This window comes from Streptomyces argenteolus (genome assembly GCF_042902585.1).
Taxonomy (GTDB): Bacteria; Actinomycetota; Actinomycetes; order Streptomycetales; family Streptomycetaceae; genus Streptomyces; species Streptomyces argenteolus.
Genome location: NZ_JBIBEG010000001.1, coordinates 382,279 through 408,278, shown reverse-complemented (window position 1 = coordinate 408,278; position 26,000 = coordinate 382,279). Strand labels below are relative to the sequence as shown.

The window sequence follows — 26,000 nt, the reverse complement described above, 5'->3', positions numbered from 1 at the left end:
ATTCTCCATGCGAGTACCGCTCACCGGCGAACGGTCCCCCGGGGAATGGTGACAGATCAACGGCGAGGACGCGGCACGGCCCCGACCCGGCCCCGGCCCGGAACCGCCCACTCTACCGGGCCGGGTATGGGTCGGGTCAGTGCTCCTTCGCCGAGGTGACAAGTTCGGTCAGCACACCATGGCAGTCCTTGGGGTGCAGGAAGGTGATCCTGGAGCCCATCGACCCCGTCCTGGGCTCGTCGTACAGCACCCGGACGCCCTTCCCGCGGATGTCCGCGGCATCCGCGTCGACGTCCGCGGTCCCGAAGGCGATGTGGTGCACGCCCTCCCCGTTCTTCGCCAGCCACTTGCCCACGGCCGAGTCCTCACGGGTCGGTTCGAGCAGCTGGAGGTAGGAAGCACCGCCGTCCGAGGTGTCGTTGATCTTCAGCATGGCCTCCCGGACGCCCTGCTCCTCGTTGACCTCGGAGTGGAACACCTCGAAGCCGTAGGTGTCGCGGTAGAACTTCACTGTCTCGTCGAGGTCGAAACAGGCGATCCCGATGTGGTCGATTCGCGTCAGCATGGAACCAGTGCAGCGCTCCGGCGATGGTTACGCAACGTGCGCGCGATCACACCGACAGCCGGATGACGGGCGCCGTACCGCTCAGTACATTCAGGTAAACCCTCGTTCACAACCGATCCCAAGGGGCTGCGCCTCATGTCAGGAACGACCGGAACCACCTCAGTGATCGTCGCGGGCGCGCGGACGCCCATGGGCCGTCTCCTCGGCTCGCTGAAGAGCTTCTCCGGAGCCGACCTCGGAGGCGTGGCCATCAAGGCCGCGCTGGACCGGGCCGGGATCGGGGGAGACCAGGTCGAGTACGTGATCATGGGCCAGGTGCTCCAGGCCGGGGCAGGGCAGATCCCGGCACGCCAGGCCGCGGTCAAGGCCGGAATCCCGCTCAACGTCCCGGCGCTCACCGTCAACAAGGTGTGCCTCTCCGGGCTCGACGCGATCGCCCTCGCGGACCAGCTGATCCGCGCCGGTGAGTTCGACGTCGTGGTGGCCGGCGGCCAGGAGTCCATGACCAACGCCCCGCACCTCCTGCCGAAGTCCCGTGAGGGCTACAAGTACGGTGCGATCGAGATGCTCGACTCCATGGCGTACGACGGTCTGACGGACGCCTACGAGAACATCCCGATGGGTGAGTCCACCGAGAAGCACAACAGCCGCCTCGGCCTGGCCCGTGCCGACCAGGACGAGATCGGCGCCCTGTCCCACCAGCGGGCCGCCGCGGCGCAGAAGAACGGCATCTTCGAGGCCGAGATCACCCCGGTCGAGATCCCGCAGCGCAAGGGCGACCCGGTCCTCTTCTCCAAGGACGAGGGCATCCGGCCCGAGACCACCGCCGAGTCGCTCGCGAAGCTGCGCCCCGCCTTCACCAAGGACGGCACGATCACCGCGGGCACCTCCTCGCAGATCTCCGACGGTGCCGCGGCCGTCGTCGTCATGAGCAAGGCCAAGGCCGAGGAGCTGGGCCTGGACTGGATCGCCGAGATCGGCGCCCACGGCAACGTGGCGGGCCCGGACAACTCGCTGCAGTCGCAGCCGTCCAACGCCATCCGGCACGCCCTGAAGAAGGAGGGCATCGGCGTCGAGGACCTCGACCTCATCGAGATCAACGAGGCGTTCGCGGCCGTCGCGGTCCAGTCGATGAAGGACCTCGGCGTCACCTCCGACAAGGTCAACGTCAACGGCGGCGCGATCGCTCTCGGTCACCCCATCGGCATGTCCGGCGCCCGTGTGGTGCTGCACCTGGCGCTGGAGCTGAAGCGGCGTGGCGGCGGTACCGGAGCGGCGGCGCTGTGCGGCGGCGGCGGTCAGGGCGACGCGTTGATCATCCGCGTACCGGGCAAGTAGCCGGTACGAACGAGCGAGGAGGCCGAGCGTGAAGGTGGACGTCCCCACCCTGGTCGAGCAGGCACGTGAGGGAAGGCCGCGTGCGGTGGCCCGGCTCATCTCCCTGGTGGAGGGTGCCTCGCCGCAGTTGCGCGAGGTCATGGCCGCGCTGGCGCCGCTGGCGGGCCGTGCCTACGTCGTCGGCCTGACCGGATCGCCGGGGGTCGGCAAGTCCACCTCCACCTCGGCGCTGGTCTCCGCCTACCGGAGGGCGGGCAAGCGGGTCGGGGTGCTGGCCGTCGACCCCTCGTCGCCGTTCTCCGGGGGCGCGCTCCTCGGGGACCGGGTCCGGATGTCGGAGCACGCCTCCGACCCGGGGGTCTACATCCGTTCGATGGCCACGCGGGGCCATCTGGGCGGACTCGCCTGGTCGGCACCGCAGGCGATCCGGGTCCTGGACGCCGCGGGCTGCGACGTGATCCTCGTGGAGACGGTGGGGGTGGGACAGTCGGAGGTGGAGATCGCCTCCCAGGCCGACACCTCCGTCGTCCTCCTCGCCCCGGGCATGGGCGACGGCATCCAGGCGGCGAAGGCCGGAATCCTGGAGATCGGCGACGTCTACGTCGTCAACAAGGCCGACCGTGACGGCGCGGACGCCACCGCCCGCGAACTCAACCACATGCTCGGTCTCGGCGAGTCCCGGGGGCCCGGCGACTGGCGTCCGCCGATCGTGAAGACGGTCGCCGCCCGGGGCGAGGGCATCGACGAGGTGGTGGAGGCCCTGGAGAAGCACCGGGCGTGGATGGAGGAGCACGGCGTCCTGGCCGAGCGGCGCACGGCGCGTGCGGCCCGTGAGGTCGAGACGATCGCCGTCACCGCGCTCCGTGAGCGGATCGCCGATCTGCACGGCGACCGCAGGCTGGACGCCCTCGCCGGACGGATCGTGGCCGGAGGCCTCGACCCGTACGCGGCGGCGGACGAACTGGTCGCGGGACTCACCGACGGCAGCTGAGGTCCCCGGGCGGCGTGCGGGCCGCCCGGGAACCCCCCCGGCCGCGGGGGACCGGCGCCGGGGAGACCGCGCTCCCCGTACGGCGGGCCGTGAAAGGATTCCGCGCACGGGGCGCGTACGGTGCGCGTCTTCGTCATGCACTCGGGGGGACGCATGCTGGAGCCGTTGCGCGAGGATTCACCGAGGCGGATCGGGCCGTACACGGTCCTGGCCAGGCTCGGCGCGGGCGGCATGGGGGAGGTCTTCCTCGGACTGCGCGACGGCGCCGGTGACGGCCCGGAGGGCGACTCGGCCGAGGGCTCCGCGCCCGTCGCCGTCAAGACCGTCCGCCGCGACGTCGCCCAGGACCCCGGCTTCCGCCGGCGCTTCCGCCGAGAGATCGAGGTCGCCCGCTCGGTCACCGGCCCCGCCCTGGCCCCCGTCCTGGACGGGGACGCCGGCACGGAGGTGCCCTGGCTGGCCACCGGCTACGTCGCGGGCCCCACGCTCTCGGCCGCCGTACGCCGTTCGGGCGCCTTGGACGAGGAAGAGGTCCGGATGCTCGGGGCGGAGCTCGCCCGGGCCCTGGAGACCGTCCACGCGGCCGGTGTCGTCCACCGGGACGTCAAGCCCGGCAACGTCCTGCTCGCCGCGGGCGGGCCCCGTCTGATCGACTTCGGGATCGCCCGTGGCGCGGGCGACACCCCGCTCACGACCACCAGCCGCATGATCGGCAGCCCCGCCTTCATGTCACCCGAGCACGTGGCGGGCAGCGGACGGGTGGTGCCCGCCTCCGACGTCTTCTGCCTCGCGTCCGTCCTGTGCTTCGCGGCCACCGGCCACGACCCGTTCGGCGACGGCCCGGTGGCCGCGGTGCTCTACCGGGTCAAGTACATGGAGGCCGACCTCGACGGGGTCCCCGGCGCCCTGCGCGCGGTGCTCCAGGACTGCCTGGTGGCCGATCCGGCCGCCCGGCCCACCCCCGCGGAGCTCGCCGCCCGCCTCGCGCCGGAAGGTTCCGTGCGCTGGCCGGGGCCGGTCGCGGCCCACATCGCGGAGTACGAGCGGGAGCTGGCCTCCGTACGGGCCCTCGGCGGGCCGCTGCTCCCGGGGTACACCCCGACGGAGGCGGCGACCGGCAGCCGGACCCCGGTGGACCAACTGCCCACCCAGGGGCCCGGACTGCCGCCCGGTACCGCCCCGGCCCGTCCCGCCCGCCGTCGCCGGCTCCTCGGCGGGATCCTCGCGGCGGTCGTCCTGGCCGGAGCGGCCACCGGAGGCCTGCTCGCCCTGCGGGACGGCGGCGACGGCGGGGGCGGGGACGCCGGGGGAGGCACCAGCCCCACGCCCTCGGGTCCCCCCGGCTGGAAGGCGTGGCACGCGACCTTCTCCGGTACCCCGCTCGGCTGCGCCGCGGGCCAGGACGCGGTGGTCTGCCGTATGGCGGACGGATCGTACGAGGCGCTCTCCACCGCCAACGGAAAGAGCCTCTGGACGTACGCGGCCGTCGAGGAACAGGGGGCGGGGGGCGCCCGGATCAGTCCCACCGGGCAGTTCTTCATGCCCGGAGGCTCCACCCGCCCCGTGGTGGACGCGGGCTCGGCGTACTTCGCCACCGGTAACCGCCTTCTCGCCGTCGACGCGAAGACCGGTACGACCCGCTGGGAGGCCCGGACCGGCGGAGCCCACATGGCGTGGAGTTCACCGCGGGTGGCGGACGGGATGGTCTTCGCGGACATCGGGGACCTGCCCGACGGATCCGAGATCGCCGCCTTCGACGTGCGGGACGGGACGGAGAAGTGGCGGAAGCCGCTCGTCGGGCAGGACCTGGCCCAGGCCGAGCGCGGCGACTTCTGGCCGCTGGGCGCCCAGGACGGGGTGCTGTACGTCAGCAACGAGAAGGGCCTGCAGGCGTTCGGCACGAAGGACGGTGCGCGACGGGACACCGGCTGCCCCGGGAAGACGCCGCCCGCCTTCGCCGTCCACTGCCCGCAGACCCAGGACGGAACCGGCCGTGAGGACGCGCCCGCCGGGGTGGGCGCGGACGCCGCCGTGGTGGCGGAGACCGACCGGGTGACGGTCTACCGGACGGGCGCGTCGGCCCCGGCGGGCGAGGACGCGGCGGCGGACACCGGGGAACCGGAGATCGTCCTGGTCGGGCGGGCCGACGGCAAGGTCATCGGCCGCTACGGCCTGGGTGAGGACGCGGAGGCGCGCGAGGAGAACCCGGTCTCCGCCCCGGCGTCGGCCGACGGCACGCTCCTCTGGGCGGACACCGACGCGCTGTACAGCGTCGCGCTGGGCGACGGGGGTGCCCCGGGGCCGCTGAGGCGGACCCCGATCGAGGACGTACCGGTCCCGGAGATCGAGGACCCGTACGACCCGGACTTCGGCACCGAGCTGGGCAAGGAGAACACGCCCCCCGAGATCTTCCCGGCGGGCCGGGTCGTCCACATCGTCTACCGCCACGGCATCGCCGTCTCCGTCGCCGTGCCCGGCCCGGACGCCTCATGATCGGGCCCCTGCCTCCGGGCAGCCGCACCCACGTCGGCCCCTACCGGCTCCTGGGGCTGCTCGGCGCGGGCGGCATGGGTGAGGTGTACCTCGCGCGTGAGGACGGTGCCGCGCCGGTCCCCGGCGCGCCCCTCGCCGGGCTGGTCGCACTGAAGACCGTGCTCCCCGGGCTCGACCTCGACGACGGGTTCCGGATCCGCTTCCGCCGCGAGATCGCGGCGGCCGGTGCCGTGCGCAGTCCCCACTCGGCGGCCCTCGTCGCGGGGGACGCCACCGGCGTCACGCCCTGGCTCGCCACGGAGTACGTGCCGGGGCCGTCGCTCGCCGAGGCGGTCACCCGCACCGGCCCGCTGCCCGAGGCCGTGGTCCGGGCCGCCGGTGCGCGCCTCGCCCTGGCACTCGCCGACATGCACGCCGTGCGGGTGCTGCACCGCGACCTCAAGCCGGGCAACGTCCTGCTGGGGGCCGCCGGCCCCAAGGTGATCGACTTCGGGATCGCCCAGGCCTTCGAGGCCACCCAGCTGACCCGGACCGGGGTGGTGGTCGGCAGCCCCGGCTACATCTCGCCGGAACACGTCAACGGCTCCCGTGCGCTGGTACCGGCCTCTGACGTGTTCTGCCTCGGCGCGGTGCTGGCCTTCGCCGCGTGCGGACGCGGCCCGTTCGACGATCCGGACATGGCGGCGGTCATCTTCCGGATCGCCCACGGTGAGCCCGAACTGGACCGCGTACCGGCCGGGTTGCGGGCGGTGGTCGAACGCTGCCTCGCGCCCCGTCCCGAGGACCGGCCCACCCCGCACGAACTCGCAGGGCTGCTCCTGCCGGGAGGTGTGCCCGGCCCCTTCCCGTGGCACGACGCGCTCCGGGAGCAGTTCGCCGCCCACACCGAACAGGCCCTGCGCTGCGCGGCGTCGGTGCGGGCGGCCCCGCCGAGGCCGTCCGCACCGCCGCAGGAACCTCCCGCGCCCCCGGCGCCCGCCCGGCGGCGGGGGACGCTGGTGGCGTCGGCCGCGATCGCGGTGGTCTGCGCTGTCCTGGGGGCCGTGTACCTGCCCGGTCTGCTCGACGGCGACGGCGGTCCGGCCGCCGGCCGGCCCGGTGCGTCGGCCTCGGCGTCCGCGCCGGCCTCCTCCGGGCCCACGGTCGTGCCCGGGGCGGACGCCGGCCGTACCGACGACTTCGGGTCCCGCGACGGGAAGCTCGCCGCGCGTCCGGCGGGCTGGAAGCCGTGGAAGTCCGAGGAGGGCACGGGCGAGTACGGCTGCGTGCTGTCGGCCGGCACCCTCGTCTGCTCCGGTGAGCACGGCGTCACCGCTCTGGACGCCGCGACCGGCGCCGAACGCTGGAACCTCCCCGAGGGGCGGGAGGCCGAGGCCGGCACGGACGGCCGGTCCATCGCCGCGGTGGAGGACGGCACGGTCTACGCCTTCGTACGGGACGAGCTGGTCGGGCTGCGGCTCAGCGACGGCAAGCGGGTGTGGCGCCGGCCCCTGCCGGACGGCCGCCTGGGCACGGGCGCCGTGTACGCGAACGGGGTCCTCTACTACGTCGCCCGGGTGAAGGGAGGCTCGGCCGGCACCCTGGTGGCCCAGCAGCTCACCGGCGGGAAGAAGCCCCGGAAGTGGGCCGTGGACTACGACGACTTCGAGTTCACGCTGCTCGCCGGTGACGGCCGGGTGGTGGCCGTGGGCAGGGACGTCCGGGTCTTCGACGCCGGGACGGGGGAGCGCCTGCCGGGTGGAGGAGAGAAGAAGGCGGGATGCGGTCATCCTGTCCTCAAGGGCGGTGAGCTGATCTGTGTCGCCGGGGACAGCCTCACGGTCACGGACCTGTCCGGCCCCGCCCGCCCTCGCGTCCTGGCCGGGGGCATGGAGGGTGCGATGAAGCCGGCCGTGACGAAGGACGGCACGGTGGTGGTCTCGACGCCCGGCCGGGTGCGGGCCTTCCGGCTGAGCGACGGTGAGGAACGGTGGCACCACGTCGACACGCTGCTCGACGACGCGGCCGGGAACGTCTCGATCGTGGGCTCCAGCGCGTTCGTCCACGCGGACGTGACGGTGGACTCCTACGCACTGGACGCCGAGGGCGAGAACCCTCCCGGCCCGGGCAAGACCTTCTCGCTGCCCGTCCGCGGGACCACACCCGCCCTGATCGCCGTGGACGAGGCGCTGTTCCTCTCCTCGCCGGACGACGGCACGGTCCTCTCCGGGTTCGCGCCCTGAGGCCGCGCCCGGCGGGACCGTGTCCGCCGCCGGGGGAGGTCAGTCGTCGTCGCCGTCGTCGCTGTCGTCGTCCCGGTCCACGGTGACCTTGCCGCTCCCGGCGTCCACGTGCAGTTCGTGCGCCTTGCCGCCCTTGCCCGTGACCTCGACGTCCCAGCGCGGCGCCCCGCGCCCGGCGTCGTCATCGTCGTCGTCCAGGTCCACCGACGTCACCGTGCCCGGCTGCTGGGCGAGTGCGGCCTTCACGGCCGCGTCCAGCGAGACGCCCGCCGAACGGGGCGCGTGCCGGTCACGGTCCTCGCCGTCGTCCTCGCGGTCGGACAGCACCTTGCCGCTCGCGGCGTCCACCGTCACGTCGTGCCAGACCTTGTCGGCGCCGTACACGTCGAGTTCCCAGACCGTACGGGCGCTGTCGTCGTCATCGTCCCGCTCGGCCTCGGTGACCGTGCCGGGGACGGCCTTCAGCGCGGCGGCGACGGCCTTGTCGATCCCGGCGCGCCCGGCCGTCGCGGTGTTCCCCGCCGGCGCGGAGTCGGCGGCCGCCCGTTCCGGGGCCGCCGTCCTGCCCTCCTTCACGCCGTCGTCGGAGTCCGCGAACGCCGCGGTCGTGACGAGCCCGCCGCCGACGAGTACGGCGGCGGTGAGGGTGGCGATGGCGATGTTGCGCTTCATGGGTGTGTTCCTCCCCGATGGGATGTGCGGTGCGACGGGATCCACACTGGCCCGGCGATGCTGAACGCAGGCTGAAGCCGCCTGAAGGCTTCTTCAGGTCCGGTGCGGGAAGCTGTTCCCATGCGCCTGTTGATCGTGGAGGACGAGAAGCGTCTGGCGACGTCCCTGGCACGGGGACTCACCGCCGAGGGCTTCGCCGTGGACGTCGTGCACGACGGTCTGGAGGGGCTCCACCTGGCCGGCCAGGGCGTCCACGACCTGGTGGTCCTCGACATCATGCTCCCCGGGATGAACGGCTACCGGATCTGCGCCGCCCTGCGCGCGGCCGGGCACGAGACGCCGATCCTGATGCTGACCGCGAAGGACGGGGAGTACGACGAGGCGGAGGGGCTCGACACCGGCGCCGACGACTATCTGACCAAGCCGTTCTCGTACGTCGTGCTCGTCGCCCGGATCAGGGCGCTGCTGCGCCGGCGCGGCGGCTCCGCCTCGCCCGTGCTGAGCGCCGGCACGCTGCGGATGGACACCTCCGCCCGGCGGGTCCACCGGGGCGACGAAGAAGTCGCGCTCACGGCCAAGGAGTTCGCCGTCCTGGAACAGCTCGTGCTGCGGGCCGGCGAGGTGGTCAGCAAGGCGGACATCCTGGAGCACGTCTGGGACTTCGCGTACGACGGGGACCCGAACATCGTCGAGGTCTACATCAGCACCCTGCGGCGCAAGCTCGGCGCCGCCTCGATCCGTACGGTGCGGGGCGCGGGTTACCGGCTGGAGACGCCGTGAGGTCCGTACGCGCCAGGGCCGCGCTGGGAGCCACACTGGTCGTCGCCGTCGCCCTGGTCCTCGCGGGCCTCGCCGTCCTGACGGTGCTGCGGGGCAATCTGACCGACCGGGCCGGCCTGGAGGCGGAGGTGGCCGCGCGTGAGGTGGCCGGCCAGATCGCCCTGGGAGTGCCCTACACGGATCTTGAGCTGGGCGACGAGGAGACCCGTCCCGTCCAGGTGACCGACGAGGCGGGGCGTGTGGTGGCCGTCTCCCAGGACCTGGAGGCCATCTCGGGAACGGGCACCGGGGCGGTCGCACCGGCACCGTCGGCCCCGGCGCGCAACGACGACGACGACGATGACGACGACCCGGCGCGCAGCCAGGTCTCCTCCGGGGCACCCGACTTCGCCAACGGCTCGGCCACCGTCGACGGCGAGAGCGCGGACTACCGCTTCGCCGCCGTGGAGGTCACCACCGAGCGCGACGTCACCCTGACCGTCCACGCCGGCGCCCCGCTCGCGGCCGAGCAGGAGGCCGTGGGCACCGTACGCACCGCCATGCTGACCGGGCTGCCGCTGATGCTGCTGGTCGTCGCCGGGGTGACCTGGCTGGTGACCCGGCGCGCGCTGCGCCCGGTGGAGGGCATCCGGCGGGAGCTGGCCGCGATCACCGCGTCCGAGGACCTCGCCCGCCGGGTCCCCGAGCCGGACTCGCGCGACGAGATCGCCCGGCTGGCCCGTACGACCAACGAGACCCTGGCGGTGCTGGAGGCGTCGGTGGACCGGCAGCGGCGTTTCGTCGCCGACGCCTCGCACGAACTGCGCAGCCCCATCGCCTCGTTGCGTACCCAGCTGGAGGTCGGGCAGGCCCATCCGGAGCTGCTGGACGTGCCGGGCGCGGTGGCCGACACCGTGCGGCTCCAGGGGCTGGCCGCCGATCTGCTGCTGCTCGCCCGGCTGGACGCGGGGGAGCGGCCGGGGCGGGCGGTGGTCGACCTCGGGGCGCTGGTGCGCGAGGAGGCCTCCCAGCGGCCGGCGGACCGGATGCCGACCGAGGTGACCGTCGCGGACGGGGGATCGTGCGAAGTCGCCGGTTCACGCTCGCAGTTGGCCCGGGTCGTCGGCAATCTCCTGGACAACGCCCAGCGGCACGCGGAGGGTTCGGTCGCCGTCACGGTGCGCCGGGAGGGGGGTGAGGTGCTCGTGGAGGTCGTCGACGACGGCGCCGGTGTGCCCCCGGCCGAGCGGGAGCGCATCTTCGAGCGCTTCGTACGGCTGGACGACGCGCGCAGCCGTGACGACGGGGGAGCGGGGCTCGGCCTGGCCATCGCCCGGGACGTGGCCGCCCGGCACGGCGGCACGCTCACGGTGGGCGCGGCACCGGGCGGCGGAGCGCGGTTCACCCTGCGGCTCCCGGCGGCGCCCGGCCCCGGTGGGAGCGGGCGCCGGCCCGGCTGAGACCGCGTCCCGCTACGGCTTGCCGCGCCGCCCGTGCAGGTGGTCCGCGATCGGGGTCAGCGCCGAGTGCAGCGCGGTGAGCTGCTCGGGGGAGAGCAGGTCCATGAAGTGCCTGCGCACCGACTCGACGTGGTGCGGCGCCACCTTGCGCATCGTCTCCGCGCCGAGGTCCGTGAGGACGGCGAACAGCCCGCGCCGGTCGGACTCGCAGTGCTCACGCCGCACCAGCTGGGCGTTCTCCATGCGGGTGATCTGGTGCGAGAGCCTGCTCTTGGACTGGAGGGTGGCGGCGGCGAGATCGCTCATCCGCATCCGCTGGTCCTCGGACTCGGAGAGATTGACCAGGATCTCGTAGTCGTTCATGGTCAGGCCGAACGGCTGGAGGTCCTTCTCCAGCTGATGCGTCAGCAGCCTGCTGACGTCCAGGTGCGTGCGCCAGGCGCACTGCTCCGCATCGGTAAGCCAGCGGGTGGCCGTCTCGGTCTCCATGTATGGATTCTACCTAAGAAGTTGAAAGACGGACGAAGTCGGGGAGTGTGACCCCGCGCACGTGAGGCCGGGCGTCACACTCCGCAGACTACCGTTCACAATCCGAAGCGGCGCTGGAGGTCCCCCAGCTGACCGGGCGTGCGGGGTGTGGAGCCGTGTTGACCCCCCGCCCCGGGGCCGCCGCCGGGCACGCCCGGCTGGTGCGGCACCGCGCCCGTCGCCTGCTCGGGCATCAGTACCTCGGTCGACTGGAGCAGTACGGTACCGGCCCCGACGAACTCGAACTGGTGCTCCTCGCCCGAGGTGCCGCCGATCCCGGTCAGGGAGCGCAGCCCGCCCATGACGCCCGTCATGTAGCCGTGGTCGTAGTGGTGGCACGGGGAGGGGCAGTCGGCCCAGCCCACCAGCGCCTGAGGGTCCACGCGCAGTGGCGGCTCCATGAAGACGACGGGGCCGTTGGAGGCGGCGACGAACTTCCCCGTGCCGATCAGGGTCAGGAATCCCGGCACGATGGACTGCTTCAGCGCCAGCGTCGGCTGGTACGCCAGCAGGTTGCCGGACCGGATCGTGAGGTTGCCGTCCTCCAGGTCGAAGGAGTTCACGTCGAAGGCCCGGTCCGCGAGCAGCATCTTCCCGCTGCCCTCGGCCACCACCCAGTCGCTCGCGTGCAGCGGCGAGTGGAAGCTCGTGCGGATCAGCCGCTCGAACCGGCCGTGCCCGATGCCGTTGAAGTCGATCTGCCCGTAATAGGCGATCATCTTGCCCTTCTGCAGGAACCACTGGCTCCCCTTGAGCTCCACGCAGAAGGTGTACGCGTTGACGTTGTCGTCCGAGGGCAGCGTCATTGGATCGAAAACCACCGGCGTGCTCACAGCTTCTCCTCCGACGCCTGGACGTACACCGCACCGTTGCCGTCGAGCTCCAGCTGGAACGCCTCGCCCGAGCCGCGTCCCACCATGTCGCGCCAGCCGAGCGCGGTGGACAGCTTGTTGGTCACGTCCCCGTGGTGGGCGACGTACGCCTGCGGGTCCACGTGGACCGGCCTGCCCGGGGTGATCGGCAGCTCGATCACCCCGCCGTGGGCCATCACCGCGACCGCGCCGTGGCCCTTGAGCGTCGTGGTGAACAGGCCCTGGCCGGTCACCTGGCCGCGGACCATGCCCATCACCCCGCCCTGCGAGCCCATGAACATAGTGCCCTGCTGGAGGGACCCGTCGAAGGCGAGCAGCCGGTCGGCCTCCACGTAGAGGGTGTCGCCGGCCAGGGTGATCACCTGGATGTGGTGCCCGCCGTGCCCGAACATCACGGTGCCGCTGCCCTCGACCGTCATCAGCGGGGCCGCCTCGCCGGCCACCCGCCTGCCGATCATCGACGCCAGGCCGCCCTGGCCGCCCTGGATGTCGGGGGTGAAGGAGACGTCGCCGCGGTAGGCGAGCATCGCGCCGCGCTGGCTGTACATCTTCTGGCCCGGCACCACCTGGGCCTCGACCATCTTCGAGTTGATCTCACGGAACGGCATCAGACATCGCCCCCGACGGTGTTGCGCTCGCTGGGCTGCACATAGACGAGCCCCTCGCCCTCGAAGCGGATCTGGAAGGACTCGCCCGAGCCCTCGCCCATGAGCGTCCGGAAGTTCACCCCGGACTGGAAGTGCTGCTGGAGCCTGCCCTGGTGGGCTATGTAGGCGCCCGGGTCGACGTTCAGCGGGTACTGGGGCGTCACCCGCAGCACCACCGCCGAGCCGTCCGACATGATCGCCGCCTGCCCGGTGCCCTCGACGGTCGTGGTGAACAGGCCGTTGCCGCTCGCCCCGCCCCGCAGGCCCGTGAAGCTGGTGCCGGTGCGCAGCCCGGCGTCGGCGGCCAGCAGATTGCTCGCCTCGACGTACAGCGTCTCGCCGTGCAGCGAGACGAGGTTGATCTCGCTCGCCCGGTCGGCGAAATAGCAGGTGCCCTGCCCCTTCACCTCCATCATCTCCATCTGCTCGCCGGTCAGCCGGCGGGTCACCATCCCGCGGAGGCCCTCACCGCCGCCGGACATCTTCTTGAACGCCATCCGGCCGTCGTACGCGACCATCGAGCCGTTCTTCGCCTTGACGGCGTCGCCTGTCAGGTCGACGGCGAGCGTCTTGCTGCCTTGGAGTCGGAACATCGCCACGGTCCGACGGTAGCCCCAGGGGAGTCCCGCGGACAGGGCCCGGGGGCCGATCCCGACCTCGAGACGACCCTGATATGCGCCGATACGTGCCGCACGGGCCGGACACGGACCCCCCGATCCAGGGGGCGGGGCGCGATGCCACAATGGCTGTGCTTGTGCCTGCGTTCACAAGCCGACACGCCCCTCCCACCGAAGGTGCCCTCGTGGACATCAAGACCGCTTCCGCCCTGCACCGGCTGCGCCTCATCTCGCTTCCCGAGGCGCTGTCCTTCCCGGCGCTGCTGATCTTCGGCTCGCTGCTCATGCGTATCTCGGACATCGACTTCCTGATGCCGCCCCTCGGCGCGCTGCACGGCCTTCTCTTCACCATCTACGTGGTGTTCCTCCTGGACGTGTGGGTCAAGGCGAAGTGGCCGCTCAAGCGCGTGGCCCTGTTCTTCCTCCTCGCGGTCGTCCCCTTCGGCGGGCTCTACGGCGAGAAGCTGCTCAAGAAGTACGAGGCCGACGGCGTCATCGCCGCCCGCGCCCGCGCCGAGGGCACGGTGAACGCGTGATCGTCGCCTTCTCCGTCAGTCCGCTGGGCGTCGGCGAGGACGTCGGCGAGTACGTCGCCGACGCCGTCAGGGTCGTCCGTGAGTCCGGGCTGCCCAACCGCACGGACGCCATGTTCACCTCCATCGAGGGCGAGTGGGACGAGGTCATGGACGTCGTGAAGCGGGCCGTGGCCGCCGTCGAGGCCCGTGCGGGCCGGGTCTCCCTGGTCCTCAAGGCCGACATCCGGCAGGGCGTCACCGACGGCCTGACCTCCAAGGTCGAGACGGTGGAACGCCACCTGGCCGGCTGACGCAGCCCCGCGCGGGACGCACACCGGCGACACCCCGCGCGAATCCGCACACCCCGCACCCCCGCGCGGGGCGCCCACCCCGGAACGGGCCCCCGGCGCCACCCGGCGCCCGGGGGCCCGTCGCGTTCGGGCGAAGAAAACCGCTCACTCGGACGCGCCGGGTCGACACCTCGCGCCGTCTCCCCTTCTGTGGGGATACCGGCATATCCGACCGTTGGAGGCGCGATGCCGTCGGACAGACACGACCACGAACGCCGCGGGCGTCCCGCCGGACCGCTCACCGAGCCGCCCGCGACCGGGTACCGCGTGCGCTTTCGCGGCCGCACCCGCACCGGACGCCCGCGAATACGAGCGGTCCTCCCGCAGGTGCTCGCCCCCGCGCTCGCGGGGCTGCTGCTGCTCGTCGCGCTCCTGCCCGTGTACCGAGCCGGACGGGCGCAGGCGCAGGGATGGCTCGTCCTCGCGGACTCCCTGACCCTGGTGTGCGCCTGCCTGATCACGCTGTACGCCTCGGCCGTCGCCGTCCTGACCCTCCACGCCCTGGCCGTGGCCGGGGATCCCGTCCCGGTGGCGCCGGAGTCCGGCATCCGGGTCGCCTTCCTCACCACGTACGTTCCGGGCCGCCGGCCGCTCTCCGCGGTGCGGGCCGTCCTGGAGGGCGCCGTAGGGATGCGGCACCGCGGGCCCCTGGACGTCTGGCTGCTCGACGAGGGCGACGACCCCGAGGCCAGGATGCTCTGCGCCGAACTGGGCGTGCACCACTTCACGCGCCTCGGGGTGCCCGAGTGGAACCGGGAGGAAGGGCCGCACCGGGCCGGGTCGGAGCACGGCAACCTCAACGCCTGGCTCGCCAAGCACGGTGACGCCTACGACCTGCTCGCCTCGGCGGACACCGCCCACGTGCCCCGGCCGGAGTTCCTGGAGCGGACGACGGGCTACTTCCGCGACCCGGACACCGCTTTCGCCGTCGGTCCGCGGCTGCACCGCGAGCACGGCCTCCGCGCCCTGGTCCAGCGCGCGGGCAACCGCTACGGGGCGCCCGTCCTGGCCGGCGCCGGGAGCGTCGTCCGCGTCGCCGCGCTGCGCGGGGCCGGGGGCTTCAGGAACTCGCCCACCGCGGACCTGGTCACCGGCCTGGAGATGCACCGGCGCCGCAACCCGCTGACCGGGCGCCACTGGCGTTCCGTCCGCACGCCGGACGTGCCGGCCGTCCCGGACGCGACGGCCGGTGGGGACGCCTCCGGCCGGAGGCCCCGCCCCGCGTGGGGGCCGCTGTCGCGGCAGTACGGGACGACGCTGTTCCGGGTGCCGCCCGGGCGGCTCACCGGCTACACGCTGCTGCTCGCCCACCGGCCCCTGGCGGCCCTCGCCCGGCCGCTCGGTGCGCTCGGCTGCCTCTCGGCCGTCCTCCACCCGCAGATCCTGCCCGGGGCGACGGCGGTCCTGCTGCTCGCCCTCGCACCGGCCGCCGTGCGCTCCCTCGCGCCGCCGCGTGAGCGCGGGACCCGTGGGGCGGCCGGGTACCGGCCCCGGCCCGCGCGTCCGGCCCAGGAGGCGGAACGCGCGCTGGCCTCCGCCGGCGGGACCCCTGCCGCGGGGAGCTGACCAGGGACCGCCGGCGGCTCAGGTCTCCTGGGCCGCCAGCGCGATGCCGAGCGGCGTGCGCTCGTAGAGCACCTGGTGCCCGTACCTCCGTGAGGTGAGCAGACCCGCAGCGCGCAGGGCCGACAGATGCGCCGACACGGAGGACGGGGCCAGCGAGAGCAGATGGGCCAGCGTGCTCGTCCCGGCCGGTTCGGCGAGGGCACAGAGCACATCGGCGCGGGCCCGGCCCAGCAGACGCGCCAGCGCGTCCGGGGTGCGGTCGGCCGACCGGGCCCACAGCCCTCCGATGCCACGGGCGGGATAGATCACGGCGGGCTGCCAGGGAGGCTCGTAGCCGCCGACCACGTCCGGCCACACGAAGGCGCTGGGCATCAGGACCAGGCCCTGTCCGCCCAGCACCCTGCTGTGGTTCCCCCGGGTGCCGGCCACGGTCAGCGTCGAGTCCCTCCAGTGCAGCCGGGGACTGATCTCGCCGAGCAGCCGCTCGAAGCCCACCTCGGCCATGCGCCGCGAGTGGTAGGCGACGTCCGCCTCGAGGAGCGCGCGCAGCCGGGGCCAGTGCGGCTCGACCAGCACCTGCCAGGCCCGCTCCAGCAGATCCGCCAGCTCCTGGACCGCCCGCGCGGGGTCGGCCAGCAGGCGCCGGCCCGTGGGGGAGTGCGTTCCGCCCGGTACGTCGGCGAGTGCCCGCGCCATGTCGTCGCGGGCGGTCACCGGATCGGTCGCGCGCACCGCGGCGATCTCCTGCCCGAAGGTGGCGAGCGGTCCGAGCGGCGGGGGGCAGAGGAAGTCCGGATTGTGCCCGCCGTCCGGCATCAGCGCCCACAGCGGTGCGAGGTCCAGTCCGGCCGATTCCTGCTCGATCCGCCGGAGCCAGGGCAGGTGATAGCCGTGGCGGCCGGGGCGGTGCAGCGTGCGCACCGCCTCCTGGGTCTCCCAGAGCGGAGAGAGCGCGAAGCGGCAGCGCAGGAGATCGCTCTCGTCGAAGTGCAGATGGAACGGCATACGCCCCTCGAAGATTCGGTGTGAGCCGAAAGTCTACGGAGGGGCCGGGGCCCTGCTCCACGCTGCCTCCATGCCGAACGAGACCACCACCGCGGCGGGTACGCCCCGCGAAGCGCGCGCCCCCGGCGCGCCGTCCGCCCCGCCTCCGGAGCGGCCACCCTGCGCCGGCCCGGGCCCGGCCCCGGGGAAGGAGCCGGGGCGCGGGGGATACCGGGCCGTGTTCGCCGTGCGGGAGTTCCGGGCGGTCTTCGCCGCGCACCTGCTCTCCCTCCTCGGCGTCGTCGTCAGCGAGCTGGCGCTCACCGTGCTCGTCTACGACCTCACCGGTTCACCCCTGCTGTCCGCCCTCACCTTCGCGCTGGGCTTCCTCCCGTACATCGTCGGCGGCACGCTCTTCGCCGGGGTCGCCGACCGGTACCCGGCCCGCCGGGTCCTGGTCACCTGCGATCTGATCTGTGCCGGATGCGTGGCCGTGATGGTGGTCCCCGGCACGCCCGTGTGGGGGCTCCTGGCGCTGCGCTGCGTGGTGGCCGCGGTGGCGCCCGTCTTCACCGGCACGCGTACCGCGGCGCTCACCGACATCCTCGGAGAGGGCGACCTCTACGTCCTCGGGCGCTCGCTGCTCCGGCTGGTGTCGCAGAGCGCCCTGCTGGTCGGCTTCGGCGCCGGTGGCATCCTGCTGGCGGCCCTGTCCCCGCGCGGGGCGATCACGGTCACCGTGGTCACGTTCCTCTGCTCCGCCGCGCTGCTGCGCCTCGGCACCAGGGACCGGCCCGCCCGTACGGCAGGGCGGGGGAACGGCTCGCTGCCGGCCGAGTCGCTCGCCGGCGCCCGCGCCGTCCTGGGCGACCGGCGGGTGCGGGGGCTGCTGCTCCTGTTCTGGGTGCCCGCCTTCTTCGTGGTGGCCCCGGAGGCCCTCGCGGCCCCGTACGCGGACGCGCTCGGGGCGGGCCCCGCCACCCTCGGGCTGCTCATGGGGGCGATGGCCGTCGGGCACATCGGCGCGGAACTGTACGTGGGGACCGCGCTCGGCCCCCGGGCCCGCTCCCGGATGGTGCTGCCGGTGGCGGTGCTCGGGCTGCTGCCCCTGGTGCTGTACGCCTTCCGCCCGGGCACGGCCGTGACCGTGGGGGCCCTCGTGCTGGCCGGGGCCGGGGCGGCGTACGTCATCGGGCTCGACCAGTGGTTCGTCGAGGCGGTTCCCGAACCGCTGCGGGGCCGCGCGATGACCCTGCTCACCGCCGGGCTGATGACGGTCCAGGGGCTGGGCATGGCGCTGGCGGGGCTGGCCGCGGAGTTCTTCCCGGTGCACCAGGTGGTGGCGGTCTCGGGGGCGGCCGGAAGCCTCTGCACCCTGCTGCTCGCCCTGGAGGTCCGTAGAACGCGTGTCCGGTACCGAAGTGCGAGACAGGGCTGACCGCCATGTGACCAGTGGGTAAGGTCGTCCCGTGCCGAAGCCGCTCAGCCTCCCCTTCGATCCCATCGCCCGCGCCGAGGAACTCTGGCACCGGCGCTGGGGGCCGGTGCCCTCCATGGGGGCGATCACCTCGATCATGCGTGCGCAGCAGATCCTGCTCGCCGAGGTGGACGCGGTGGTCAAACCGTACGGACTGACCTTCGCCCGCTACGAGGCGCTCGTGCTCCTCACCTTCTCGCAGGCCGGGGAGCTGCCGATGTCCAAGATCGGCGAGCGCCTCATGGTGCACCCCACCTCCGTGACCAACACCGTGGACCGGCTGGTGCGGTCCGGGCTGGTCGCCAAGCGACCCAACCCCAACGACGGGCGCGGGACCCTGGCCTCCATCACGGACAAGGGCCGCGAGGTCGTCGAGGCGGCGAGCCAGGACCTGATGGCGATGGACTTCGGGCTCGGGGTGTACGACGACGAGGAGTGCGCCGAGATCTTCGCGATGCTCCGGCCGCTGCGGGTGGCCGCCCAGGACTTCGAGGACAAGGAGTGACGGGGGCCGCCGCTCCCTCCGGGCCCGGGGCGCTGCAAGATCGCCCCCGCCGTCCGGTTACGCTCGATGCCATGAAATCCAGCGTGCTGACCCGCTATCGGGTGATGGCCTACGTCACCGCCGTCATGTTGATGATCCTGTGCGTGTGCATGGTCTTCAAGTACGGATTCGACACCGGTGAGGGCCTGACCCTCGTGGTCTCGCAGCTCCACGGCGTCCTGTTCATCATCTACCTGATCTTCGCCTTCGACCTCGGTTCCAAGGCGAAGTGGCCGGTCGGCAAGCTGCTCTGGGTGCTGATCTCCGGCACGATCCCGACCGCCGCGTTCTTCGTCGAGCGCAAGGTGGTCCGCGAGGTCCAGCCGCTGATCACCGACGGGTCCGCCCAGGCCGTCAAGGTCTGATCCGCGCCGCCGAACCGCCCCGCGCGATGCGCCGGGCGGTTTGCCATCGACATTTACTAGGACGTCCTAGTAAATTTGTCCCATGGACGCTGACGCGATCGAGGAAGGCCGCCGTCGCTGGCAGGCCCGTTACGACAAGGCCCGCAAGCGCGACGCGGACTTCACCACCCTCTCCGGGGACCCTGTGGAGCCGGTGTACGGGCCGCGCCCCGGCGATACGTACGAGGGATTCGAACGGATCGGCTGGCCCGGCGAGTACCCGTTCACCCGGGGCCTGCACGCCACCGGCTACCGGGGCCGCACCTGGACCATCCGCCAGTTCGCCGGCTTCGGCAACGCCGAGCAGACCAACGAGCGGTACAAGACCATCCTGGCCAACGGCGGGGGCGGGCTCAGTGTCGCCTTCGACATGCCGACCCTGATGGGGCGCGACTCCGACGACGCCCGCTCGCTCGGCGAGGTCGGCCACTGCGGGGTCGCCATCGACTCCACCGCCGACATGGAGGTCCTCTTCCGGGACATCCCGCTCGGCGACGTCACCACCTCGATGACCATCAGCGGGCCCGCCGTCCCCGTCTTCTGCATGTACCTGGTCGCGGCCGAGCGCCAGGGTGTCGACCCCGCGGTGCTCAACGGCACGCTCCAGACCGACATCTTCAAGGAGTACATCGCGCAGAAGGAGTGGCTCTTCCAGCCCGAGCCGCACCTGCGCCTCATCGGCGACCTGATGGAGCACTGCGCCCGCGACATCCCGGCGTACAAGCCGCTCTCGGTCTCGGGCTACCACATCCGCGAGGCCGGGGCGACGGCCGCGCAGGAGCTCGCGTACACCCTCGCCGACGGCTTCGGTTACGTGGAGCTCGGCCTCTCCCGGGGCCTGGACGTCGACACGTTCGCACCCGGGCTGTCCTTCTTCTTCGACGCGCACCTCGACTTCTTCGAGGAGATCGCCAAGTTCCGCGCCGCCCGTCGCATCTGGGCCCGCTGGATGAAGGAGACCTACGGCGCCAGGACCGACAAGGCGCAGTGGCTCCGCTTCCACACCCAGACGGCCGGCGTCTCGCTCACCGCCCAGCAGCCGTACAACAACGTCGTACGCACCGCGGTGGAGGCGCTGTCCGCCGTGCTCGGCGGGACCAACTCCCTGCACACCAACGCCCTGGACGAGACGCTCGCCCTCCCGTCCGAGCAGGCCGCCGAGATCGCCCTGCGCACCCAGCAGGTCCTCATGGAGGAGACCGGCGTCGCCAACGTCGCCGACCCGCTGGGCGGTTCGTGGTACGTCGAGCAGCTCACCGACCGCATCGAGGCCGACGCCGAGAAGATCTTCGAGCAGATCAGGGAGCGCGGCACCCGGGCCCACCCGGACGGCAGGCACCCGATCGGGCCGATGACCTCGGGCATCCTGCGCGGCATCGAGGACGGCTGGTTCACGGGCGAGACCGCCGAGTCCGCCTTCCGGTACCAGCAGTCGCTGGAGAAGGGCGAGAAGAAGGTCGTCGGCGTCAACGTCCACCACGGCTCCGTCACCGGGGACCTGGAGATCCTGCGGGTCAGCCACGAGGTCGAGCGCGAGCAGGTGCGTGAGCTCGCCGCGCGCAAGGAGGGCCGCGACGACGCCCGGGTGCGCGGCGCCCTCGACGCGATGCTGGCCGCGGCGCGGGACGGGTCGAACATGATCGCGCCGATGCTGGACGCCGTACGGGCCGAGGCGACCCTCGGCGAGATCTGCGGTGTCCTGCGCGACGAGTGGGGCGTCTACACGGAGCCGCCCGGCTTCTGATGGGTCGCGGTCAGTCCTCCCGCGAGGACTCCGCGCCCAGCCCCGAGAGCAGCAGCAGCGTGAAGCGCCGGGCCCAGTCGGCATCGACGGGCTCGGCGCTCACCAGTGCGCGGTGCACCACCGCGCCGGCTATCACGTCGAAGATCAGGTCCACGGTGCGGGCGGCCACCCCGGGGTCCGGTTCGACGGGGAGCTCCCCGCGCTCCTGCGCCCGCTCCCGGCCCTGGAGGACGAGGTGCTTCTGCCGGGCCACGATCGAGTTGCGTATCCGGTCCCGCAGCGCCTCGTCGCGGGTCGACTCCGCCACGACGGCCATCAGTGCCGTCTTGGTCTCCGGCCGCTCCAGCAGTGCCGCGAACTGCAGCACCACGGCCTCCACATCGGCCGCCAGGCTGCCCAGGTCCGGCAGCTCCAGCTCGTCGAAGAGCACGGCGACCGCGTCGACGACCAGCTCGTTCTTGCCGGCCCAGCGGCGGTAGAGCGTCGTCTTGGCGACGCCCGCCCGCGTCGCCACGTCGCCCATGGTCAGCTTCGACCAGCCCAGGTCGACCAGCGACGCGCGGGTCGCCTCCAGGATCGCGGCGTCGGCCTCGGCACTGCGGGGACGTCCGGATCGGGCTGGTTCGGTGGGACTGCGGCTCAGCATGCGGTGACCATACCGGCCGGTAAGTACCGCTGACCGGGCCCGGAGCCCGTGAGACAGATCACCGTGCGCTCTTGCCTCGTGGGGGGTGCGGGCAGTTACGCTACGGGTCGTAGCGTAAGAAGCGACGGTCCGCCGTCGTGACGCCACGAACGAGTGACAGCCACTGGTGCCGGGTGGGGACCCGGCACCGAACACGGGGTGTTCCAGGGCCTCGGAGCCGTTTGCGTCCACGCGCCGCGCACGCCGGTGCGGCTGTGGGCGGGAGCGGTTCGGGGATCGCTTTCCGGATCGGTGTGCTCAGGGGGGAGGATGTACGTATGCAGCCTAGGAACATGTCCATGAGCGGCGTCGTCGACCTCGCCGCTGTGAAGGCGGCCGGCGAGGCCAAGGCGAAGGCGGAGCAGGCCCGCGCGGAGTCGGCCCGGCAGGGGGGTGGCGGCGGCGTGTCCCCGGCCTCCCTGGTGATCGACGTCGACGAGGCGGGCTTCGAGACCGACGTCCTCCAGCGCTCCACCGAAGTCCCGGTCGTCATCGACTTCTGGGCCGAGTGGTGTGAGCCGTGCAAGCAGCTCGGCCCGCTCCTGGAGCGCCTCGCCGCCGAGTACAACGGCCGCTTCGTGCTGGCCAAGGTCGATGTCGACGCCAACCAGATGCTGATGCAGCAGTTCGGGATCCAGGGCATCCCGGCCGTCTTCGCGGTGGTGGCCGGACAGGCCCTCCCGCTCTTCCAGGGCGCGGCTCCCGAGAGCCAGATCCGCCAGACGCTGGACCAGCTGATCCAGGTCGGCGAGGAGCGCTTCGGCCTCACCGGTCTCGTCGTCGACCCGGACGCCGGGGCGGCGGACGCGCAGAGCGCCCCCGCCGAGGTGCCCGCCGGACCGTACGACGCGCAGCTGGAGGCCGCCGCGCAGGCGCTGGACGCCAACGACTTCGACGGTGCGGTCGCGGCCTACCGGGGCATCCTGGCGGACGACCCGGTCAACACCGAGGCCAAGCTGGGCCTCGCCCAGGCCGAACTGCTGGGCCGGGTCGCGGGCATGGACCCGCAGCAGGTCCGCAAGGAGGCCGCGGAGAACCCGGCCCAGCCGGCGGCGCAGATGGCGGCGGCCGACCTGGACCTCGTGGGCGGTCACGTCGAGGACGCCTTCGGCCGGCTGGTGGAGACGGTGCGGCGCAACGTCGGCGACGACCGCGACGCGGTACGGGTGCGGCTCCTGGAGCTCTTCGAGGTGATCGGCCCCGACGACCCCCGCGTCGTCGCGTCCCGGACCGCTCTGGCGCGGGTCTTGTTCTGATGTGACAACACGGCCGTGGAGCCCTCCGGGCACCGCGGCCGTTTTCGCGGGTGAACGACAAAAACGCGCTCGCTTTACCAAAACTTGATAAAAGTACGCCCTGTTACTCGCAGTAAATCACCTCCTGGGGTCTGTCCGGTTTCGGGCTGTAATCCCCCGCTTCTCGCGTCCCTTTGGTGCCACCCTGCGTGGCCGGACGGTACCCCCCTGTCGTGTCCGGGTTATCGGGTCGTTACTAGCGAGTAACGACCCCCCTTGTGTCACGGCCGCGAATGCACCACGATCGGCCACGCTCGGTCCAATACCCGCCCGCTCGACGGCCAGTCGGCGCAGACGGGTCCGTTGGGTCCCCACCGGGTGGTCGGCGGCAGTGGCGCCGATCGCGGACAGGGGGGTTCCTGCCCCTGGGCAGGGCCTGTCCGAACCGGCTGCGCAGACGCGCGGCCAGTGGTTGTCGCTCGGGGGTGATCGCCGGTGATTCGGATGCGGTACGCGCCTCCGGTCCGAGGCGCTCTCCTTCCCGAGGACGTAGCACTTCTCCCATCCCAGGGCGGGCACATGCCCGTACCGGAGATGTACGTCCGAGAAGGAGGAAATATATGAGTTCGCAGGTTCGCGGTGGTACCAGATGGAAGCGTTTCGCTCTGGTCATGGTGCCGAGCGTCGTCGCGACCGCCGCAGTCGGCGTCGGCCTGGCGCAGGGTGCGCTCGCCGCGTCGTTCAGCGTCTCCGGTCAGAGCTTCAAGGTCTCCACCGACAAGCTGGTCGGTGAGGACTTCGTCCAGTACGGCAGCGTCGCTGTCGGCAAGGACCTCAAGGGCAACGACGCGGCGCACCCGGTGGCCGTCTCGGGCTTCAGCAAGGCCACGATCACGAACATGTGCCAGTCGGTCGTGACGCCGGACCTGCCCTTCGGGCTGGGCAGCGTCAGCCTCCAGCTGAAGGCCGGCACTGACCCGGACAAGCCCGTCGAGGCGACCAACCTGTACCTCGACGTCGCCCAGCTCGACGCGGACGCGTACTTCGAGCAGATCGACATCGGCGTCGCAGCCGGTTCGGTGGGCAAGCCGGGCATCCAGGCCGGTACGGAGAGGGCCGTCAACCCGAACGGCTTCGCGCAGCGGGCCAAGACGGCCACGCTGAGCAACGTGGAGCAGACGGCGTGGGCGACCACGGCCGGCACCTTCAAGCTCAGCAACCTGAGCCTGAAGCTGCACAAGGGCGTCAAGGAGTGCTTCTAGCACTCGCCCGGGTGGCCGGAGCTCCGTGAGGGACTCCGGCTGCCCACCCCTTCTCTTCTCACAGCAGTACCGGTTCCAGGGAGCTGTTTTCCATGAGCCCCGAGTCCACAGGGCAGAACGAGCACTACCTCACCGTCTACCGGCGGGGATTCCGCACCTGGCGGGGTAACCGGCCGTTCTGGGCGGGCCTGTTCACCATCCTGGGTGGTGTACCCATCGCGTACTTCCCGTACGCCAACATGCACCTCGGCAACATGACGATCGCGATGTCCACCACTGCGGGTGCGGGGTCGCTGATCATCGGGGTCCTGCTCGTCACACTGGGCCTGACGATGTGGTTCCACAGCATCGTGCGGGTGTTCGCCGGTGTCGCCGCGATCCTGCTCGCACTGATCTCCATACCGGTCGCCAACATCGGCGGCTTCATCATCGGCTTCCTGTTCTCCCTCCTGGGCGGAGCCCTCTCCATCGCCTGGGTGCCGGGCGAGGCCAAGGCCGCCACGGCGCCCGAAGGCGCCCAGGGCGAGGCCCCGCAGATGCCGGCGCAGGGCCAGGGGTTCCACGACACCGCGGAGGCCCCGCACAAGCCGCTGCTGTTCGACGTGGCCGACGCCGACGGCGGGAGTCATCGTGCGGGGTGACGAGACGCGGATGAACGACCTCGGACCGGAGGACCTTCCGGACCGAAGAGGCCCCCGCCACGCGGCGCCCAGGAAGTCGCTGCTGACGAAGCTGCACATGCCCGCGGGCAAGAAGGCGTTCGCGCTCGCCGCGATGCCGACGGCGGTCTTCGTGGGTATGGGCCTCACCCCGAAGCTGGCCATGGCCGACGACAGCTCGGACATCCCCTTCGCGCCCGGCCCCTGCGTGACCCGCTCGGACGAGCCGGCCGAATCGCAGGAACCGGAGGCGGAGCCGACGCCGAGCGCCACCCCGTCCGAGGACGCGGGCAAGGACGACGCCGGCGAGGGCACGACCGACGAGGGCGGCACGGACGACGGGACCACGGCGCCGAAGCCCTCCGCGAGCCCGTCCGCCGAGGACGGGACCGAGGAGAAGGCCGAGGAGAAGGCCGCACCGACGGCCACTCCCACGCCCACGGAGTCGACCGACCCGCTCGACCCGCTGGGTGTCGGCGACGCGCTCAAGGACCTCTTCGACGGCAAGGACGAGGCGACGGCCGAGCCGTCCCCATCCGCCACCGAGGAGACCCCCGCGCCCTCGGAGTCCACCGCCACCACCGAGCCCGTGAAGGAAGCCGCGGACGAGGCGGAGGAAGCGGCGGGCGAGACCACCGACGCCATCCGTGACGCCGCGGAGAAGGCGGGCGAGGACGTCGAGGAGCTCGACGAGGACGTCAAGGGCCTCGACCCCGTGAAGGACGAGGACATCCCGGACGGCGCCAAGGAGCGCTTCCCGTGCCCGACCGCCGACCCCGAGGCGCTCGCCGCGGCCGACCTGGAGCAGGGCATCCCGCTGCTCCCGGACGACCCGTGGACGCTGGAGACCTCCAAGCTGACGCTCACCGGGCTCGACTACAAGGGCATCGTCGAGGTGAAGACGTACAGCGGCAGCATCAAGAAGGTGCTGAAGTTCACCGCCGACACCATCGACATCCGGGACCTGCACCAGCTGACGAAGGGCCCGGCCGGCACCACCGGTCACGTCAAGGCGGAGGAGGGCTCGACCTCCACCATCCGCAACGGCACGGTGACCATGTACACGGAGAGCCTGAAGGGCAACCTCTTCGGCATCATCCCCGTCACCTTCAGCCCGGAGACCCCTCCGCCACTGAACGTGCCCTTCGCCTTCTTCACCGACGCCACGGTGACCCAGGCGGGCCAGTTCGGCGGCTCGCTCAAGGTCCCCGGCCTGCAGAACTACTTCACCGGCGCCAACAGCTGACCCCCTGACCCGTCCGGGAGCCGCACAACGGCCGTGGGCCCCCCCCCCCCGGGCCCGGGGGGGGGGCCCCCCCCGGGGGGGGGGGGGGGGGGGGGGGGCGGGGGCCCCCCCCCCCGGGGGGGCCCCCACCAAGTTTGGGGTGGGGGGGGCGCCGGGGGGGGGACC

25 protein-coding genes are annotated in these 26,000 nt (G+C 72.5%); 17 read left to right on the top strand and 8 right to left on the bottom strand.

What is annotated here, in order from left to right:
* Window positions 1-136: 136 nt before the first annotated feature.
* Window positions 137-565 carry a methylmalonyl-CoA epimerase gene (gene mce, locus ACFY8O_RS01760; protein WP_145803101.1) on the bottom strand — a complete coding sequence of 143 codons (429 nt, stop codon included), beginning with the start codon at window positions 563-565 and terminating at the stop codon, window positions 137-139.
* A gap of 135 nt (window positions 566-700) precedes the next feature.
* Between mce and ACFY8O_RS01755 the strand changes: the two genes are divergently transcribed.
* From ACFY8O_RS01755 to ACFY8O_RS01740, 4 genes are all read left to right on the top strand, one after another.
* Window positions 701-1,903, top strand: coding sequence for an acetyl-CoA C-acetyltransferase (locus ACFY8O_RS01755; protein WP_145803099.1), 1,203 nt, complete (start codon window positions 701-703; stop codon window positions 1,901-1,903).
* Between the two features lie 28 nt (window positions 1,904-1,931).
* Window positions 1,932-2,894, top strand: coding sequence for a methylmalonyl Co-A mutase-associated GTPase MeaB (meaB, locus tag ACFY8O_RS01750; protein ID WP_387897839.1), 963 nt, complete (start codon window positions 1,932-1,934; stop codon window positions 2,892-2,894).
* A gap of 135 nt (window positions 2,895-3,029) precedes the next feature.
* On the top strand, window positions 3,030-5,387 hold the full coding sequence (locus ACFY8O_RS01745; protein ID WP_387897836.1) for a protein kinase domain-containing protein: 2,358 nt from the start codon (window positions 3,030-3,032) through the stop codon (window positions 5,385-5,387).
* A complete protein-coding gene (locus ACFY8O_RS01740; RefSeq protein WP_387897833.1) occupies window positions 5,384-7,609 on the top strand; it encodes a protein kinase domain-containing protein in 2,226 nt (741 codons plus the stop codon). Before ACFY8O_RS01745 ends, ACFY8O_RS01740 begins: the two co-directional genes overlap by 4 nt.
* A 39-nt stretch (window positions 7,610-7,648) precedes the next feature.
* Here ACFY8O_RS01740 and ACFY8O_RS01735 read toward each other — a convergent pair whose 3' ends face one another.
* Entirely contained in the window at window positions 7,649-8,281 is a 633-nt protein-coding gene (locus ACFY8O_RS01735; RefSeq protein ID WP_387897831.1) for a PepSY domain-containing protein, read from the bottom strand.
* Window positions 8,282-8,401: 120 nt separating this feature from the next.
* Here ACFY8O_RS01735 and ACFY8O_RS01730 point away from each other — a divergent pair, with 120 nt between their 5' ends.
* Together ACFY8O_RS01730 and ACFY8O_RS01725 are read left to right on the top strand one after the other, a co-directional pair.
* On the top strand, window positions 8,402-9,061 hold the full coding sequence (locus ACFY8O_RS01730; RefSeq protein ID WP_145803090.1) for a response regulator transcription factor: 660 nt from the start codon (window positions 8,402-8,404) through the stop codon (window positions 9,059-9,061).
* Window positions 9,058-10,500, top strand: coding sequence for a sensor histidine kinase (locus tag ACFY8O_RS01725; RefSeq protein WP_387897827.1), 1,443 nt, complete (start codon window positions 9,058-9,060; stop codon window positions 10,498-10,500). Before ACFY8O_RS01730 ends, ACFY8O_RS01725 begins: the two co-directional genes overlap by 4 nt.
* Window positions 10,501-10,512: 12 nt before the next feature.
* On the opposite strand, the gene ACFY8O_RS01720 is transcribed toward ACFY8O_RS01725, so the two are convergent.
* From ACFY8O_RS01720 to ACFY8O_RS01705, 4 genes are all read right to left on the bottom strand, one after another.
* Window positions 10,513-10,989, bottom strand: a complete 477-nt coding sequence (locus ACFY8O_RS01720; protein ID WP_145803086.1) for a MarR family winged helix-turn-helix transcriptional regulator — start codon at window positions 10,987-10,989, stop codon at window positions 10,513-10,515.
* Between the two features lie 95 nt (window positions 10,990-11,084).
* Window positions 11,085-11,861 (bottom strand): AIM24 family protein, encoded by a 777-nt coding sequence (locus ACFY8O_RS01715; RefSeq protein WP_387897824.1) that lies wholly within the window; start codon window positions 11,859-11,861, stop codon window positions 11,085-11,087.
* Window positions 11,858-12,508 carry an AIM24 family protein gene (locus tag ACFY8O_RS01710; protein ID WP_387897821.1) on the bottom strand — a complete coding sequence of 217 codons (651 nt, stop codon included), beginning with the start codon at window positions 12,506-12,508 and terminating at the stop codon, window positions 11,858-11,860. The genes ACFY8O_RS01715 and ACFY8O_RS01710 overlap by 4 nt, the downstream gene beginning before the upstream one ends.
* Window positions 12,508-13,140, bottom strand: a complete 633-nt coding sequence (locus ACFY8O_RS01705) for an AIM24 family protein (RefSeq protein ID WP_145804746.1) — start codon at window positions 13,138-13,140, stop codon at window positions 12,508-12,510. The genes ACFY8O_RS01710 and ACFY8O_RS01705 overlap by 1 nt, the downstream gene beginning before the upstream one ends.
* Before the next feature lie 209 nt (window positions 13,141-13,349).
* On the opposite strand from ACFY8O_RS01705, the gene ACFY8O_RS01700 reads away from it, so the two are divergent.
* The 3 genes from ACFY8O_RS01700 to ACFY8O_RS01690 all read left to right on the top strand — a co-directional run bounded on the left by ACFY8O_RS01700 (window position 13,350) and on the right by ACFY8O_RS01690 (window position 15,595).
* Window positions 13,350-13,700, top strand: a complete 351-nt coding sequence (locus tag ACFY8O_RS01700; RefSeq protein WP_145803080.1) for a DUF3817 domain-containing protein — start codon at window positions 13,350-13,352, stop codon at window positions 13,698-13,700.
* Window positions 13,697-13,990, top strand: a complete 294-nt coding sequence (locus tag ACFY8O_RS01695) for an MTH1187 family thiamine-binding protein (RefSeq protein WP_145803078.1) — start codon at window positions 13,697-13,699, stop codon at window positions 13,988-13,990. The genes ACFY8O_RS01700 and ACFY8O_RS01695 overlap by 4 nt, the downstream gene beginning before the upstream one ends.
* A gap of 225 nt (window positions 13,991-14,215) precedes the next feature.
* Window positions 14,216-15,595 (top strand): glycosyl transferase, encoded by a 1,380-nt coding sequence (locus ACFY8O_RS01690; protein ID WP_387897817.1) that lies wholly within the window; start codon window positions 14,216-14,218, stop codon window positions 15,593-15,595.
* Between the two features lie 18 nt (window positions 15,596-15,613).
* Here the strand turns inward: ACFY8O_RS01690 and ACFY8O_RS01685 are convergent, their stop codons facing one another.
* A complete protein-coding gene (locus ACFY8O_RS01685; RefSeq protein ID WP_387897814.1) occupies window positions 15,614-16,600 on the bottom strand; it encodes an ArsR/SmtB family transcription factor in 987 nt (328 codons plus the stop codon).
* Between the two features lie 70 nt (window positions 16,601-16,670).
* Here ACFY8O_RS01685 and ACFY8O_RS01680 point away from each other — a divergent pair, with 70 nt between their 5' ends.
* The 4 genes from ACFY8O_RS01680 to ACFY8O_RS01665 all read left to right on the top strand — a co-directional run bounded on the left by ACFY8O_RS01680 (window position 16,671) and on the right by ACFY8O_RS01665 (window position 20,748).
* A complete protein-coding gene (locus ACFY8O_RS01680) occupies window positions 16,671-18,017 on the top strand; it encodes an MFS transporter (RefSeq protein ID WP_387897811.1) in 1,347 nt (448 codons plus the stop codon).
* Between the two features lie 31 nt (window positions 18,018-18,048).
* Window positions 18,049-18,561 carry a MarR family winged helix-turn-helix transcriptional regulator gene (locus ACFY8O_RS01675; RefSeq protein WP_145803071.1) on the top strand — a complete coding sequence of 171 codons (513 nt, stop codon included), beginning with the start codon at window positions 18,049-18,051 and terminating at the stop codon, window positions 18,559-18,561.
* Between the two features lie 71 nt (window positions 18,562-18,632).
* Complete coding sequence (locus ACFY8O_RS01670) at window positions 18,633-18,965, top strand: DUF3817 domain-containing protein (protein WP_145803069.1); 333 nt, start codon at window positions 18,633-18,635, stop codon at window positions 18,963-18,965.
* 82 nt (window positions 18,966-19,047) lie between these two features.
* Window positions 19,048-20,748, top strand: a complete 1,701-nt coding sequence (locus ACFY8O_RS01665) for an acyl-CoA mutase large subunit family protein (protein WP_387897806.1) — start codon at window positions 19,048-19,050, stop codon at window positions 20,746-20,748.
* 10 nt (window positions 20,749-20,758) lie between these two features.
* On the opposite strand, the gene ACFY8O_RS01660 is transcribed toward ACFY8O_RS01665, so the two are convergent.
* Window positions 20,759-21,394, bottom strand: a complete 636-nt coding sequence (locus tag ACFY8O_RS01660; RefSeq protein WP_145803065.1) for a TetR/AcrR family transcriptional regulator — start codon at window positions 21,392-21,394, stop codon at window positions 20,759-20,761.
* 317 nt (window positions 21,395-21,711) lie between these two features.
* Between ACFY8O_RS01660 and ACFY8O_RS01655 the strand changes: the two genes are divergently transcribed.
* The 4 genes from ACFY8O_RS01655 (at window position 21,712) to ACFY8O_RS01640 (ending at window position 25,835) form a co-directional block, all read left to right on the top strand.
* On the top strand, window positions 21,712-22,689 hold the full coding sequence (locus ACFY8O_RS01655; RefSeq protein ID WP_387897803.1) for a tetratricopeptide repeat protein: 978 nt from the start codon (window positions 21,712-21,714) through the stop codon (window positions 22,687-22,689).
* Window positions 22,690-23,288: 599 nt separating this feature from the next.
* Window positions 23,289-23,930, top strand: coding sequence for a DUF6230 family protein (locus tag ACFY8O_RS01650; RefSeq protein WP_145803061.1), 642 nt, complete (start codon window positions 23,289-23,291; stop codon window positions 23,928-23,930).
* Window positions 23,931-24,022: 92 nt separating this feature from the next.
* The gene (locus ACFY8O_RS01645) at window positions 24,023-24,571 is read left to right on the top strand and encodes a DUF6114 domain-containing protein (protein WP_145803059.1); all 549 of its coding nucleotides are present in this window, start codon (window positions 24,023-24,025) and stop codon (window positions 24,569-24,571) included.
* Window positions 24,561-25,835, top strand: a complete 1,275-nt coding sequence (locus tag ACFY8O_RS01640; RefSeq protein WP_387897799.1) for a hypothetical protein — start codon at window positions 24,561-24,563, stop codon at window positions 25,833-25,835. The genes ACFY8O_RS01645 and ACFY8O_RS01640 overlap by 11 nt, the downstream gene beginning before the upstream one ends.
* The last annotated feature ends 165 nt before the right edge of the window (window positions 25,836-26,000 follow it).